The organism is Planococcus chinensis (assembly GCF_042681545.1).
Lineage (GTDB): Bacteria > Bacillota > Bacilli > Bacillales_A > Planococcaceae > Planococcus > Planococcus chinensis.
The window spans coordinates 44157-58469 of record NZ_JBHUFW010000012.1; the positions used below are offsets into that span (position 1 = coordinate 44157).

Here is a 14313-nt window from a genome sequence, read left to right on the forward strand (position 1 = left end):
GCAGGCCGTTTTTTCTATGCGCATAAAGTTCCGGCTGCCGGATTCTGCAGTCCAAGTGCCCGGAAAAGAGAAAGGGTTCCTATTGCAGGGGACAAAGGGAAAAGAAGCATAGGAAAGCGGCATCGCTGTGTAATTCAGCTTTTTGTTGCGCGCAAGTAAATTCGGCTTGTTGCATAAAAATTATTTCAATAAAAAAAGGAAGAAATTCCTTATTCACAAAATAGACAGTTTTTCTGAAAATTTAGAGCAGTATATGTTGATTTTTCTAATTAATATTGTATTATGAGTTAGTGCGATATATTGCATGCAGAATTTAGGGGCTCGAAACGTTATGTTGGGATTGTATTTTATATTTTAATTAAGCTTAGATTTATATCTCAAGGAGGAAAGAAAGATGGATAAGAAATTATCGTTTAATGCATATGCTGTCATCGGCATGATGCTGTTTGCTTTGTTTTTTGGTGCCGGGAACTTGATTTTCCCTGCTCAATTGGGACAAGCTGCTGGAACTGAAGTGGGAATGGCGATCTTCGGATTTCTGATTACCGGAGTCGGACTGCCGCTTCTTGGAATACTGGCAATCGGGTATTCGAAAAGCAGCGATCTGCAGGATTTATCAAGCCGCGTTCATCCGATCTTCGGTGTGGTGTTCACGTCTCTTTTGTATTTGACGATCGGGCCATTCTTCGCATTGCCGAGAACGGGCGCCGTTTCATATGAAATCGGCATCGCGCCGTTCATCGGTCAAGAGTTTGCAGCTATCGGGCTGCCGCTCTTTTCGTTGATTTTCTTCGGAGTCTCGTTATGGGTGTCGCTGAACCCGTCGAAATTAGTGGACAATATCGGCAAATTCTTATCGCCGGCTATTTTACTGACGCTGGCGGCATTGTTGATCATGGCAATCGTCAATCCGATGAGCGCGATCCAAGGGCCTCAGGAAGCGTACGCAAGCGGTTCGTTCCTTAAAGGCTTCACGGAAGGCTATAACACCATGGATGCTCTCGCTTCGTTGGTGTTCGGCATTATCGTAATTGCGACGGTCCGTAAATTGGGTGTCACTTCACCGAAAGGCATTCTTTCGGCAACCATGAAAAGCGGTATTGTCGCAGCCGGCCTTTTGGCAGTGGTGTATACAGGGATCGCTTATCTTGGAGCGACAAGTGTCGGGACACTTGGCATGTTCGATACAGGCGGACCTGTCCTGAGCGGTGCTTCTTCCCATTACTTCGGCACATTCGGAGCTTTGCTGTTGGCGGTCATCATCACGCTCGCGTGTTTGACGACTGCGATCGGTTTGACAGTAGCCAACGCTGAATATTTCCATAAGCTCTTGCCAAAAGTCAGCTACAAGATGTTTGTCGTCATTTTTTCTGTGTTTTCACTTGTTGTTACAAATGCCGGCCTTTCAAACATCATCACCTATTCGGTACCGGTATTGATGTTCTTGTACCCGCTCGCAATCGTGCTGATCATGCTGGCATTCCTGTCGCCTCTTTTCAAGCACGACCGACTGGTCTACGTTTCGGCCATGGCCGTGACGTTCTTCATCGCCATCGTCGATGGGCTGAAAACATTGACTGCTTCGCTTGGGGTTTCAAATCCGGCGTGGCTGCAGTCCGTCATCGACTTCTATGCTTCCACGCTCCCGCTTTACAGCGACGGGCTGGGCTGGCTGGTGCCGGCTGTCATCACCATTGCGATTGCCTCGGTGATTGCCCGGAGCCGGAAAAGTCTGAATGTGCAAACGGCACGCCACGAAGCATAATCGTGAACGGAGTTTGGGGGCTGGTCCGAAAATCGGGCCGGCTTGAAATACAAAAAGCTGTCCTGCAAGTTTTTCTTGCGGGACAGCTTTTTTCTATTGCTATAGGGAGAGATCGTCAACAGTGCGGATCCAGTTTTCTTTCATGAGTTTGGCCACTTTTTCCGTGTCCTTCTTTTTCAGTGCTGCGATAATGCGTGCATGTTCGTCCGCGGAGTGCGCAGTCAGGATAAGAGAATGATGGTAGAACTGCCTTCTGACATGAGCTTGCAGGCTGTTGAGGATCGTTTCTACGTAAGGGTTTTGCGCAGCGTCCACAATGCACTTATGAAATTCTTCATCAATTTTCAAGGCGGTGAAATTGTCTTGGGACTCGATAGCTTCCAGGAAACGGGCATTGATTTCTTGCAGGCGTTCAATACCTTCTTTATCAAGATGGGGAATCGCCAGTTCAGCCGCAAGGGCCTGCAAGGCGGATAAGGGCGGCAATAAGGTTTTCAGGTCTTCCTTGTCGACCGGGGTGACCCGTGTCGCTTTTCCAGGGAACATTTCAACAAAACCTTGGACTTCAAGCAATTGGAGCGCTTCCCGGATGGGGGTTCTGCTCAAGTTCAAAGCCTGTGCCAAGTCGGTATCGATCAATTTTTCTTCAGGCTGCAAGGTGCCATCAATGATCCATTGCTGTAACTGGTTATATGCACTTTCCTTAGCTGTAAGACGGACTGGTTTTGCGTGATCTACGGGAATCGGCATAACAAGAGCACCCTTTCTATTGCTTCAATAGTTAAAATTATACACCATTTTGTGGAAATTGAAAAATACTTTATACGATATATTGCTGAAGTGCTTCTGCTCCTTGCCATTGCTGCCCCCAGGCTCTGCATAAGGGCATACCATCGGACCAATTTCCAGTATGATTGGCGGGTGCTTTGTATTACACTGAGAAGAAGAAAATCGGTTTTTACAGATAGGATGAGTGGCTATGAGACAGGAAATTTCAATAACTGTGACAGATAAAGCGAAGGCGGAATTCCAGCGGGGCTTTCCGCTGATTACAAAAGAAGCGCTCGAAGATGTTGAAGGGCTGGCAACTGAAGGGGCAATCCTCGAATTGAATGACCGCCAAGGCCGTTTCTTGGCAAAAGGCTATTATGGCAAGCAGAACAAAGGGTATGGCTGGGTGCTGACGCGCAATAAAGACGAAGCGATCAACCAGGCTTTTATCGAACGAACGCTGAAAGAAGCATTCGGACACCGCCAAGGTTTTTTTGATGACCCGTCCACTACGGCGTTCCGCCTTTTCAATGGGGAAGGGGATGGCTTCGGCGGCTTGACGATCGATTATTATGACGGCTTTTATTTATTGAGCTGGTATAGTGAGGGCGTCTATACATTCAAAGACGAAGTTATCTCCGCATTGCAGAATGTGGCAGACTGCAGAGGGATCTACCAGAAAAAGCGTTTTGATACAAAAGGGCAGTACATCGAAGAAGATGATTTTGTGGCAGGCGAGCGCGGGGAGTTTCCGTTGATCGTCAAAGAAAATGGCATTAATTTTGCTGTTTACTTGAACGACGGGGCCATGACCGGAATCTTCCTCGACCAGCGGGACGTCCGGAACGCTTTGAAAGAAAAGTATGCGCGCGGCAAAACGGTGCTGAACACCTTTTCGTATACCGGGGCATTTTCAGTGGCAGCGGCGATCGGCGGAGCGGCCAAGACCACAAGCGTCGACCTCGCAAAGCGCAGCAACAGCAAGACGATCGAACAATTCAGCGTCAACGGCATCGATTATGAAAGCCAGGACATCCTGGTCATGGATGTCTTCAATTATTTCAAGTACGCCAAGCGCAAAGAGCTGAAGTTCGATGTGGTCGTCCTCGACCCGCCAAGCTTTGCCCGCTCGAAAAAGTACACGTTCAGCACATCGAAGGATTATACCAATTTAATGAAAGAAGCGATTGCCATTACGGAACAGAAGGGCCTGATCGTCGCTTCGACCAATAGCGCGTCTTTCGGCATGAAGAAATTCAAAGGGTTTATTGAAAAGGCGTTCAAGGAAGAAGGACGGAAATATCGCATTGTTGAAGAATTCACACTGCCGGCGGATTTCCGGGTGCGCAAGGAGTTCAAAGAAGGCGATTATTTGAAAGTCCTGTTTGTGAGTTTGGACTGAGGATTTGAATAAATTGATTTAATAATCCTTTACTATTGATATTCCGCAAAACAGCTTGCTTGCCGCGGGCTTGCGCTGAGCTAACTCGAGCTAAACGCTCGAGTGGATCTCAGCACTGCGCTTGTCCCGCAGGCGTCTGCGCTGTTTTACTCCATATCTTAGTTAGCGTCACGGAAAAAGTGATGATATTAGCTTTCAATGCATGGCAGTAGCATGCCTTAAGCGCCGAAGCGACATATAGAATCCTTATCTTTAAGATGGATAATATATTTATGGCGGAATTTTGAAGCGGTGCAGCATTTATTCAGGGGCTGCACCGCTTGATGTTTGTTTGGGACGCGATCCGCTTTTATAATAGAAACAGATTGCGAGGGGAAATGATGATTAAGAACGCATTGCAGAAGTTTCGGTTCATGGGATTTGTTGAAGGCGGATCGCTGTTGGTGTTGCTGTTTTTGGCGATGCCGTTAAAATACTTTTTCGGCTTTCCGGAAGCGGTCAGCGTAGTCGGCGCCATCCACGGCGGCCTGTTTACGCTTTACTGTTTGATGATCGCCTACATGACGTTTGTGGCAAAGTGGCCGTTCCGGTTCTCGGTGGCGGCAGTGGCGGTGGCATTCATTCCGTTCGGGAATTTTGTCCTCGACAAGCGGCTCGAAAACTGGCAACAACTCAAGACAGCTTGAAGCACTTGCGGAATCTTTTCCGCAAGTGTTTTTTCATGGCTGAAAAATGCTTTGAACTGGCAAAATATCCTATAATGGAGACAACTGATTTTACAGAGGAGGCCTTCAGGTGACAAAAACGATAACTTCCCAAGGGATCGGCAATCCGGTTTATCCGGTCATGTTCGCCATGGGGGCATGCCACTTGCTGAATGATTCGCTGCAGGCGGTCATTCCGGCGATGTTCCCGATTCTTGAAGCCGACCTCGGCTTAACGTTCACGCAGCTCGGCCTGATCGCTTTTGCACTGAACATCGTGGCGTCGGTGCTGCAGCCAGTGGTCGGTTTTATCAGTGATAAAAAACCGATGCCGTTTGCTTTGCCGCTCGGCATGACCAGTTCGTTTCTCGGCATGGCCGGGCTCGCTTTTGCGCCGGAGTATTGGATGATCCTCGTGTCGGTGATGTTCCTTGGGCTCGGCTCAGCGGTCTTCCATCCGGAAGGGTCCCGCGTCTCTTATATGGCGGCAGGGCATCGCCGAGGGCTTTCCCAGTCCATCTACCAGGTCGGCGGCAATTCCGGCCAGGCGCTCGCGCCATTGATCAGCGCATTTATCTTGGTGCCTCTCGGCCAGCGGGGCGCGGCACTGTTCTTGTTTGTGGCAGCGCTTGGCATATTCATTCTGTCGCGCATTTCAATCTGGTATCAGGCGCAGCTGGTGCGCGAACGGGCGAACAAAGGCAAGAAAGCATTTCTGTCCTCGCTTCCAGAACTTACCCGGAAGCAAGTCGGGGTGGCGCTCGCGCTGCTGCTGATCATCATTTTCGCGCGTTCGTTCTACGTGACGAACATGACGAGCTTTTATATTTTTCATTTGATGGACGCATATGGTTTGTCCATCCAGAAAGGGCAGCTTTATATTTTCCTGTTCCTCGCGGTCGGAGCGGCGGGAACCTTTTTTGGCGGCCCTCTGGCGGATAAGATCGGGCGGAAAAATGTTATCGTGCTGTCGCTTTTGGTGCCGATTCCGCTTGCGGTGATCCTCCCCTACGTACCGTTGCTTGCGGTCATCATCCTGCTGGTGCTGATCGGCTTTTTCATCATGCTGAGCTTCTCCGTGACCGTCGTCTACGCGCAGGAACTGGTGCCGAGCAAAATTGGCACGATGTCCGGGCTGACCGTCGGACTGGCATTTGGCATGGGTGCAATCGGCGGTGTGGTCATCGGAATCTTGATGGACCGCATCGGCGTATTTGAAACAATGGTGGTGGTGTCGTTCCTGCCGTTGATCGGGCTGGTCGGGCTCGGCTTGCCGAAAGACCGGAAAATCACCGCTGCTTAAACTAATGGAAAAGGAAGATGGCATATGGCGTTAATGTTACCGGAAGTACCGGAAGAAATTGAAACAGAGCGTCTTCTGCTGCGCATGCCGCGGCCAGGGGATGGCAAAAAGGTGAATGCTGCAATCCGGGCGTCCTTCGACGACTTGCAGCCATGGCTTCCATTCGCCCGGCACTTGCCTTCCCTTGAAGAAACGGAAATCAATACACTGGAAGCGCATGTTCATTTCTTAAAGAAAGAAGTGCTGCGCTACCTTATTTTCAATAAAGAAACAGGTGGCTTCATCGGTTCGACCGGCTTCCATGGCATTGAATGGGATATGCCGAAAATGGAAATCGGCTATTGGATCGATACCCGGCAGAGCGGCTTAGGATATATGGCAGAAGCGGTGAGCGCATTGGCTGATTTGGCAATGGATGGCTTTGGATGCTGCCGCCTGGAAATCCGCTGCGATGCGGCAAATACGAAAAGCCGGGCGATACCGGAAAATTTGGGCTTCCAGCTGGAAGGGGTCCTGCGCAACGATGAATGGTCGGTTGATGGCAAGCGCCTGACAGATACATGCATTTATGCCAAGTTGCCTGAAAACGGCTAAGAACAGGAGTTTTTATTGATGAAAAACCAACGAGAAATAAAGGCTTTGAAACCGTTCCTTTCCTTGATCCTTTCGCTGGAGATCCCGAAATGGGCACTGGCCATCGGATTGGCATCAAGTATCGTTACAACATTGGTCGGCCTTGCGGTACCCCTATTGACCAAAAGCTTAGTCGACGGGTTCTCGATTGAAGCCGTGTCTCCTGCGCTTGTTGCCGGTTTGGTGTTAGCTTTTATCCTTCAAGCCGTGATCAATGGGGTATCGATTTATCTGTTGAGCATGGTGGGACAAAAGATTGTTGCGGGGTTACGGGAGCGGATGTGGATCCACCTGATCCGGCTGCGCGTTTCTTACTTTGAAAGGCAGGCAAGCGGCGAGACCGTCAGCCGGGTGGTCAACGATACCGGAATCGTCCGGAACTTGATCACCGACCGTTTCCCGCAATTTGTCACAGGCATCATTTCCATCATTGGCGCAGTCATCATTCTCCTGGTACTCGATTGGAAAATGACAGGGATCATGCTGCTGGCCGTGCCGGTCACCATTGCGGTCATGATTCCGCTTGGCCGGAAGATGGCAAAAATTTCACGCAGCCTGCAGGATGAAACCGCCGTTTTCACCGGACAGGTCCAGCAGACCCTGAGCGAAATCCGGTTGATGAAAGCTTCGACGGCTGAAGAAGAGGAGGAAGCAAGCGGTTTGGCCGGCATTCAAAAACTCTTCCGCATCGGCCTGAAAGAAGCCAAAATTTACGCGTGGATCGCCCCGCTTATGTACACCGTCGTCATGGCCGTCATTGTGATGATCATCGGCTATGGAGGCATCCGTGTAGCAGAAGGGACGATGACGACCGGCTCCCTGGTGGCGTTTCTTTTGTATTTGTTCCAGATCATCATGCCGATGACGACGTTTGCGCTGTTCTTTACAGAGCTTCAGAAAGCGAAAGGGGCGACTGAGCGGATCATCGAAATCCTGGCACTGCCGCTTGAGGAAGGCCAGCACGGCATCGAGATGGATATAAGGGGGCTGCCGCTCCGCGTCTCTAACGTGAGCTTCGCATATGAAAAAGAAGCTCCGGTAATAGACGGCATTTCGTTTGAAGCGCATCCGGGCGAGATGATTGCCTTTGCAGGCCCGAGCGGAGGCGGCAAGACGACTGTTTTCGGCTTGATCGAACGGTTTTACGAACCGGATTCCGGGAACATTACAATCGGGGATATCCCGATCAGCCAGCTGACGCTGAATTCCTGGCGCGGCCAAATCGGCTATGTGTCACAGGAAAGTGCCATGATGGGCGGCACCATTCGGGCAAATCTGACCTACGGTCTGCCGAATGCGGAAACAGTGCCTGACGGCGAGCTGTGGCGGGTAGCCGGCATGGCATATGCCGAGGAATTCATCCGGAATTTCCCGGAAGGGCTGGATACGCAAGTAGGGGAGCGCGGCGTCAAACTGTCCGGCGGCCAACGCCAGCGGATTGCCATTGCACGTGCCTTTTTGCGGGATCCGAAAATCCTGATGATGGATGAGGCCACAGCAAGCCTCGACAGCCAATCGGAAGGGATTGTCCAAAGGGCGTTAAGCCGCCTGATGGAAGGGCGCACCACGTTTGTCATTGCCCACCGGCTATCGACCATCGTCGATGCCGATAAGATTGTATTCATTGAAAATGGCCAGATCACCGGTATGGGGACGCATGCAGAGCTCAGCCGTTCCCACGGGCTTTACCGGGAATTTGCCCAACAGCAATTAACCTGATATTTGGGCTTGACCTTGACGCAGCGTAAAGGTATAAAGTGGACTTATCGGGAGGTGAAGCGATGGAATACACGGTTCAGCAATTAGCGCAGACGGCGAGCGTCAGTACCCGGACGCTGCGGTACTACGACGAAATCGGACTTTTGGAACCGGCCAGGAAGAGCTCGGCAGGCTACCGGTTTTATGGGCGGCAGGAAGTGGACAAGCTGCAGCAAATCCTCTTTTACCGCGAGCTGGGTCTGGGATTGGAAGAAATCAAGAAAATCGTCAATAATCCTGCTTTTGATGGTCCAGCCGCTTTGAAAAGCCACCGGCAGGAGCTTCTTGAAAAGCGCCGCCAGCTGGACCTCCTGATCACTAATGTGGAAAAGACCATTTCCGCAGCGGAAGGGATGAGCCAGATGAAGGACCATGAAAAATTCGAAGGCTTCAAGAAAGCGCTGATCGAAGAAAATGAACAGCAGTATGGCAAGGAAATCCGCGAGAAATACGGCGATGATACCGTCAACGAATCGAATGCGAAAATGATGGGCATGAGCGAGGAAACATACGGACGGTTCACCCGTCTGGAAACGGAAGTGCTCGAAGCATTGGCGGCAGCCATCCAGACCAGAGACCCCGCCGGCCCGATGGCCCAAAAAGCGGTAGAGCTGCACAAACAATGGCTGATGTTTACTTGGCCGTCTTACAGCAAAGAAGCGCACGCCGGCCTTGCGCAAATGTATACCGACGATCCGCGCTTTTCGGCTTACTACGACAAAGTGCAGCCGGGAGCAGCACGCTTCCTGCGGGATGCCATCAACGTCTATACCGGCCATTCCCATTAAAAAAAGCAGCCTTGCTTCAAAGCAGGGCTGCTTTTTACATATTCTTAACAATGTTTTACACGGGGGTAACTCTGGCGAAACCTTGGCTTGCTATACTCAAGGCAACAAGTTGTTTGCCGGTGCTTAGAAAGAGCCAAAAGGAGAGAATTGTATGAGTGAGAAACAGGTTGAAGCGAATGTTCCTGTTAAAATCATGTCATTTAACATTGCTCACGGTTTAGGAATGGACGGGCGCGTGAATCTGGAAAAGACGGCCCTGGTGATCGAGGGAGCAGATGCTGATATCATCGCCCTTCAGGAAGTGGACCGCTATTTTTCGTCACGCAGTTCTTTTGTGGACCAAGTGGCGTGGCTCGGAGGCCGCCTTGGCATGTACACGGCGTTCGGCGCGAACCTTGATATGGACCCGGTACGGACCGGCCATCCGAGGCGGCAGTACGGCAATGCCATCTTAAGTAAATATCCGATTAAATATGTGGAAAACCACCCGCTGACGCCGGTTCCCTCCGATTTCGGCAATAACGAACAGCGCGGTGTTCTCGAAGTCGTAGTGGAAATGAAAGGCAACCTCATCCATGTGTTCAATACGCATTTGGCCTTAAAAGAAGAAGAATTGAAAGTGAGCATCGATGAACTGCTCAGCTTGACGAAGCAATGCCAATTGCCGCATGTCCTGCTGGGGGATTTCAATGCACCGCCGGATCATGAAGGGATAGGGCGGCTGAACCGCTCTTTGACCGATGCTTTTCTGAAAGTGAAAAAAGGGGATGCTTATACGTACCCGACGCGCTACAGCAACCCGATAACTGGCGAAAGCTACAAGCCTGCAACCCGGATCGATTATATTTTCTCCGACGATCAACTCCAGGCGGTTGGGGCGGCAGCCATCGAAACAGCCGTGTCCGACCATTTGCCGATCAGCGCAGACTTTATCCTCGAGACGGCAAAAACGCCGGTTTTGCCGAAAGCTCCATCAGCACTCCAAAAAATATAGCCTTTGCCCAGCAGCCCAAAGCCCATTTTGGCTGCTTTTATTTTTTTGCGAAAAAAAGGATAAACAGAAGCGTTTTTGATGCTTTTTTGCTACAATCAATGCATCAAAGACCCTCAAGCCTCGGATTATTGCCAGTCATGAAGGAGAGGTTCAAATGGAAGACAGCAGCATACCGCCCACGGTGCCCCTTAAAGTCATGTCATTCAATGTAGCCCACGGCCTCGGGATGGACAATAAAGTCGATCTTGAAAAAACAGCGCGTGTCATCGAACAAGCACAGCCGGATATCGTCGGTTTACAGGAAGTCGACCGATGCTTTACGGCCCGCAGCTCATTCTGTGATCAGGTCAGCTGGTTTGAAAAACGCTTGGGCATGAATGCCGCATTCGGCCCGAATCTGGATTTGGACCCGTTGGACCCGGCCATGCCAAGACGCCAATACGGCAATGCTATTTTAAGCAAGTATCCGATTCAGCACACGGAAAACCATCTGATGGTGAATATCGACGGACCTGGAGCGGCGGGTGAACAGCGGGGGATGCTGGAAGCCGTAATTCAGGTAAAAGGGGCTATTGTTCATTTCTTCTGTACGCATTTGTCATTGGAAGAAGAAGAGCTTCAAGTGAATGTTCAGCAGATTTTGGAGATTTCGGAAAAAAGCAGATTTCCTCAGATTCTCGCGGGCGATTTCAATGCGGTGCCTGAAAACCGGCACATCCAGCGATTAAGCAGCCGGTTCCATGATGTCTTTTCGGATTTGGGGAAAGGGGATGTCTGCACATACCCGACACCGGTCCAAACGGCTTCAGAAAAAGAGGATGTAAAGCCGATGACACGGATCGATTACGTGTTTGCCAACCAGGAAGTCCAAGCAGAAAGAGCATCTGTGATTAAGACGGACGCATCCGACCACCTGCCGATCGTTGCGGAACTGGTTTTGAAAAAAACGGCAGACAACAAAGGGCAGTCCTTTAAGACAGAGTTCGGAGTTGTTCCTACAGCTGTAACATGAAGAAGCACTTATTCTATTCGGTACCTGAAACCCAAAAGCCGGCCGCAAATTCATGCGGCCGGCTTTTGGGTTTCAGCGGTTCGTGATTGTTTCCGGATTCATATCGTGGTTCATCATCCGGTACGACGCCATTTCTTCGAATTTCGTGCCAGGTTTCCCGTAATTGGTGTAAGGGTCGATCGACAAGCCGCCGCGCGGTGTGAATTTGCCCCAAACTTCGATGTAGCGCGGTTCAAGCAATTTGATCAAATCGTTCATGATGATGTTGACTACGTCTTCGTGGAAATCGCCGTGGTTGCGGAAGCTGAATAGGTATAATTTCAGCGACTTGCTTTCCACCAATTTCTTGTCGGGAATAAAGCTCAAGTAAATTGTAGCGAAATCCGGCTGTCCCGTCTGCGGGCAAAGGGAAGTGAATTCCGGGCAATTAAACTTCACGAAATAATCGCGTGTATGAAGATTATCAATCGCTTCCAGAATATCCGGATCGTATTCGAATTTATACTTCGTGTTTTGATTGCCGAGAAGCGACAAGTGGTCCAGTGTGTCTTCGTTTCTTCCTGCCATTAAAAAGGCCTCCTTCAAGTATCCGACTTGAGAGAGGCCTATAAAAAACGGAAAAAGAAAAAGCCGAATCGCATGTGGATTTGGCTGAGTTTCGTCAATCCATAGTTTTTTATAGAGGGTGAAATGCTATGAACCTCTCCCGTCGCCGGGTTATTAAATTCTTTCAACCTAACTCATAGTAAAAGACTTTTGATTGGCTGTCAAATCCTTCTTTCCTCCGCTGCTATAGCGGCCTGCACCATATCCCCTTCCTTGTTTGAGAGAATTCGCCTAAGGGTAAGTTAGGAAGAAAAGCCCGGCAAAAGGAGGCGTTCCGGAGATGGCACCAATTAAGCCGATTCCCCTGGAAAAAGGGGCGGACCATACACTAGCTTTGTTGACGGAAGGATATTTGTTCATATCCAACCGGTCGCGGAAGTTTGGGTCGGCTGTCTTCCAGATGCGCCTGCTTGGACAGAAGGTGATTTGCATGGCCGGTGAAGAAGCGGCTGCCCTTTTTTATGATGAAAGCAAATTCCGCCGAAAAGGAGCGGTGCCGAAGCGCATCCAAAGGAGCCTTTTCGGGGAAAAGGCCATCCAGACCTTGGATGATGGCGAGCATAAGCGCCGGAAAGCCCTTTTCATGTCTTTGATGTCTCCGGCCCAGTTGCAGTCCTTGAACATTTACGTAACGGAAGAGTGGCGGGGAGCTGTCCGGGAATGGGAACAGCAGGAGACCGTGGAATTTTTTAAAGAAGCAGAGCATCTGATGATGCGGGTGGCGTGCCGCTTTGCAGGCGTGCCGCTGAAAAAAGAGGAAGTGGAATCGCGGGCAAGGGATATGGGGGCCATGATTGATGCCTTCGGCGGAATGGGTCCGCGCTATTGGAAAGGCCGTACTGCCCGTGATAATTCGGAGGAATGGATAGAAAAGATGGTCAAAGGGGTCCGGAGAGGGCTGTTGCCGGCCATACCAGGAACAGCGCTTTTTGAAATGTCCTGGTACACGCAGCCGGATGGCAAAAAATTGCCGAGCCGGCTGGCGGCGGTCGAAATCTTGAATATCATCCGTCCGATTGTGGCAATCGGGCGCTACATCACATTCGGCGCAGTAGCCATGCACGAACATCCTGAAACCCGTTCGGCGCTTTCAGACGGCCCTCCGGATTTCAGTACCTGGTTCGCGCAGGAAGTCCGGCGCTATTATCCGTTCGGCCCTTTTACCGGAGCAAGAGTGCGGAAGGATTTCATCTGGAAGGATTACGAATTCAAGAAAGGCACGCTCGTGCTTTTGGATTTATACGGAACGAACCACCACCCAGATCTCTGGGAGGAGCCGGAAGTATTCAAGCCGGAGCGGTTCTACGGTTGGAGCGGCAGCCCGTTCAGCTTCATTCCGCAAGGCGGGGGCGAATATGAAATGGGGCATCGCTGTGCAGGCGAATGGGTAACGGTCGAAGTGATGAAAGCAAGCTTCGATTTCATCGTGCGAAGGTTGGATTATGACGTCCCTGCGCAAAATTTGCAGCATAGCCTTGTGCGCATGCCCAGTATACCGAAAAGCCGCTTCATCATCCAAAACATCCGGCTCATCGACTAACAGCAGGTTGCCTTCCGGTTCCAATACGGAAGGCAGTTTTTATAAGATGCGATTAGAAAGCAGGAAAGGGCGGAGAACAATGGCAGAGGAAAGAATCTTGCAGCTGCCGGAAGAGGCAGCTGAATGGGTAGAAGAGGCACTGGGCGGCACGCACCGCATATCAGGAGCCGTTGCGTTGCGAGGCAGCACATCCTCAGATGTTTATAAAATCGAAACGGCAGGAGAAGAAGGGCGGTCGGAGTATGTATTGCGGCTGTTTACGAAGGCGGATTGGCTGGCCATGGAGCCCGACCTGGCAAGGCACGAAGCAGCCAGTCTGGAAATGGCGCAGCAAACCGGACTGCCTGTCCCGCAATTGGTCGCTTTTGAAGAAACCGGAGTCCCGTGCGGACTGCAGGCTGTCCTTATGACAAAATTGCCTGGAACGCCCTTACTAAAGCCTGAAAATGAAACCGATTGGCTGGAGAAGATGGCGGCAGCCCTGGCAGAGATCCACCGGCACGAGGCAAGAGGGTTCGCATGGGAGTATTTCTCGTATAACAATGCGCTTGCCCTCGACCGGCCCGTGTGGTCCCGCCATCCCGATGAATGGATGCGGGCCTTTTTTATCGTGGCAGGCATCCGCCCGGAAGCAAAAGAACATTTCATTCACCGGGACTTCCATCCGGCAAATCTGCTTTGGTCTAAAGGTAGGATCAGCGGCATTGTGGACTGGGTCAATGCTTGCATTGGGCCGACCGGCATCGATGTGGGGCATTGCCGCCTCAATCTAGCCCAATTGCACGGCGTTTCGACAGCGGACCGCTTTTTGGCAGCCTATCGAAAAATCGCAGGAGAACAGTTCGAATACCATCCTTACTGGGATTTATTGGCGCTGACGGATGGAGTGGACGGGCCACCGGCTGTTTATGCCGGCTGGCAGGCTTTCGGCATGACAGGACTGACCGATGAATTGATGCGCCACCGGCTGGATGAATATTTGCTCAGCCTGCTTGACCGGTTCGACGAATATTGAAGCCCGGCAGAAGCCAGGTTTG

13 protein-coding genes and 1 riboswitch are annotated in these 14313 nt (G+C 50.8%); of the genes, 11 read left to right on the forward strand and 2 right to left on the reverse strand.

Translation table 11 applies throughout. From position 1 onward, the window contains the following. The first annotated feature begins 394 nt into the window (after positions 1–394). Entirely contained in the window at positions 395–1765 is a 1371-nt protein-coding gene (brnQ, locus tag ACFSDB_RS15655) for a branched-chain amino acid transport system II carrier protein (protein ID WP_204892884.1), read from the forward strand. 99 nt (positions 1766–1864) lie between these two features. Here the strand turns inward: brnQ and ACFSDB_RS15660 are convergent, their stop codons facing one another. Then, on the reverse strand, positions 1865–2515 hold the full coding sequence (locus ACFSDB_RS15660; RefSeq protein ID WP_204892883.1) for a GntR family transcriptional regulator: 651 nt from the start codon (positions 2513–2515) through the stop codon (positions 1865–1867). Positions 2516–2744: 229 nt separating this feature from the next. On the opposite strand from ACFSDB_RS15660, the gene ACFSDB_RS15665 reads away from it, so the two are divergent. The 8 genes from ACFSDB_RS15665 (at position 2745) to ACFSDB_RS15700 (ending at position 11130) form a co-directional block, all read left to right on the forward strand. Beyond that, positions 2745–3938 carry a class I SAM-dependent rRNA methyltransferase gene (locus ACFSDB_RS15665; protein WP_204892882.1) on the forward strand — a complete coding sequence of 398 codons (1194 nt, stop codon included), beginning with the start codon at positions 2745–2747 and terminating at the stop codon, positions 3936–3938. A gap of 380 nt (positions 3939–4318) precedes the next feature. Continuing rightward, positions 4319–4624: a DUF3817 domain-containing protein gene (locus ACFSDB_RS15670; protein WP_204892881.1), complete on the forward strand. Its 306-nt coding sequence runs from the start codon at positions 4319–4321 to the stop codon at positions 4622–4624. A 160-nt stretch (positions 4625–4784) separates the two neighbouring features. After that, positions 4785–5945, forward strand: coding sequence for an MFS transporter (locus ACFSDB_RS15675; RefSeq protein ID WP_204892931.1), 1161 nt, complete (start codon positions 4785–4787; stop codon positions 5943–5945). A gap of 24 nt (positions 5946–5969) precedes the next feature. Then, positions 5970–6539, forward strand: coding sequence for a GNAT family N-acetyltransferase (locus tag ACFSDB_RS15680; protein WP_204892880.1), 570 nt, complete (start codon positions 5970–5972; stop codon positions 6537–6539). Between the two features lie 18 nt (positions 6540–6557). Continuing rightward, positions 6558–8297: an ABC transporter ATP-binding protein gene (locus ACFSDB_RS15685; protein ID WP_204892879.1), complete on the forward strand. Its 1740-nt coding sequence runs from the start codon at positions 6558–6560 to the stop codon at positions 8295–8297. Positions 8298–8359: 62 nt separating this feature from the next. Continuing rightward, on the forward strand, positions 8360–9124 hold the full coding sequence (locus ACFSDB_RS15690) for a MerR family transcriptional regulator (RefSeq protein ID WP_204892878.1): 765 nt from the start codon (positions 8360–8362) through the stop codon (positions 9122–9124). A gap of 151 nt (positions 9125–9275) precedes the next feature. Further along, the gene (locus ACFSDB_RS15695) at positions 9276–10118 is read left to right on the forward strand and encodes an endonuclease/exonuclease/phosphatase family protein (protein WP_204892877.1); all 843 of its coding nucleotides are present in this window, start codon (positions 9276–9278) and stop codon (positions 10116–10118) included. Between the two features lie 154 nt (positions 10119–10272). Further along, entirely contained in the window at positions 10273–11130 is an 858-nt protein-coding gene (locus tag ACFSDB_RS15700; protein WP_204892876.1) for an endonuclease/exonuclease/phosphatase family protein, read from the forward strand. A 72-nt stretch (positions 11131–11202) separates the two neighbouring features. Here the strand turns inward: ACFSDB_RS15700 and queF are convergent, their stop codons facing one another. After that, positions 11203–11697, reverse strand: coding sequence for a preQ(1) synthase (gene queF, locus ACFSDB_RS15705; RefSeq protein WP_204892875.1), 495 nt, complete (start codon positions 11695–11697; stop codon positions 11203–11205). A 95-nt stretch (positions 11698–11792) separates the two neighbouring features. After that, positions 11793–11840: riboswitch (PreQ1 riboswitch) on the reverse strand. A 176-nt stretch (positions 11841–12016) separates the two neighbouring features. Here queF and ACFSDB_RS15710 point away from each other — a divergent pair. Together ACFSDB_RS15710 and ACFSDB_RS15715 are read left to right on the forward strand one after the other, a co-directional pair. Then, positions 12017–13276 carry a cytochrome P450 gene (locus ACFSDB_RS15710; protein WP_204892874.1) on the forward strand — a complete coding sequence of 420 codons (1260 nt, stop codon included), beginning with the start codon at positions 12017–12019 and terminating at the stop codon, positions 13274–13276. A gap of 79 nt (positions 13277–13355) precedes the next feature. Then, a complete protein-coding gene (locus tag ACFSDB_RS15715) occupies positions 13356–14291 on the forward strand; it encodes a phosphotransferase family protein (protein WP_204892873.1) in 936 nt (311 codons plus the stop codon). The last annotated feature ends 22 nt before the right edge of the window (positions 14292–14313 follow it).

Excerpts from the sequence above, each read along its gene's own strand:
- ACFSDB_RS15695 (WP_204892877.1), top strand. The coding sequence starts at position 9,276 with ATGAGTGAGAAACAGGTTGAAGCGAATGTTCCTGTTAAAATCATGTCA.
- ACFSDB_RS15660 (WP_204892883.1), bottom strand. The coding sequence starts at position 2,515 with ATGCCGATTCCCGTAGATCACGCAAAACCAGTCCGTCTTACAGCTAAG.
- ACFSDB_RS15680 (WP_204892880.1), top strand. The coding sequence starts at position 5,970 with ATGGCGTTAATGTTACCGGAAGTACCGGAAGAAATTGAAACAGAGCGT.
- ACFSDB_RS15665 (WP_204892882.1), top strand. The coding sequence starts at position 2,745 with ATGAGACAGGAAATTTCAATAACTGTGACAGATAAAGCGAAGGCGGAA.
- ACFSDB_RS15685 (WP_204892879.1), top strand. The coding sequence starts at position 6,558 with ATGAAAAACCAACGAGAAATAAAGGCTTTGAAACCGTTCCTTTCCTTG.
- brnQ (WP_204892884.1), top strand. The coding sequence starts at position 395 with ATGGATAAGAAATTATCGTTTAATGCATATGCTGTCATCGGCATGATG.
- ACFSDB_RS15675 (WP_204892931.1), top strand. The coding sequence starts at position 4,785 with ATGTTCGCCATGGGGGCATGCCACTTGCTGAATGATTCGCTGCAGGCG.
- ACFSDB_RS15710 (WP_204892874.1), top strand. The coding sequence starts at position 12,017 with ATGGCACCAATTAAGCCGATTCCCCTGGAAAAAGGGGCGGACCATACA.
- ACFSDB_RS15670 (WP_204892881.1), top strand. The coding sequence starts at position 4,319 with ATGATTAAGAACGCATTGCAGAAGTTTCGGTTCATGGGATTTGTTGAA.
- ACFSDB_RS15715 (WP_204892873.1), top strand. The coding sequence starts at position 13,356 with ATGGCAGAGGAAAGAATCTTGCAGCTGCCGGAAGAGGCAGCTGAATGG.
- ACFSDB_RS15700 (WP_204892876.1), top strand. The coding sequence starts at position 10,273 with ATGGAAGACAGCAGCATACCGCCCACGGTGCCCCTTAAAGTCATGTCA.
- ACFSDB_RS15690 (WP_204892878.1), top strand. The coding sequence starts at position 8,360 with ATGGAATACACGGTTCAGCAATTAGCGCAGACGGCGAGCGTCAGTACC.
- queF (WP_204892875.1), bottom strand. The coding sequence starts at position 11,697 with ATGGCAGGAAGAAACGAAGACACACTGGACCACTTGTCGCTTCTCGGC.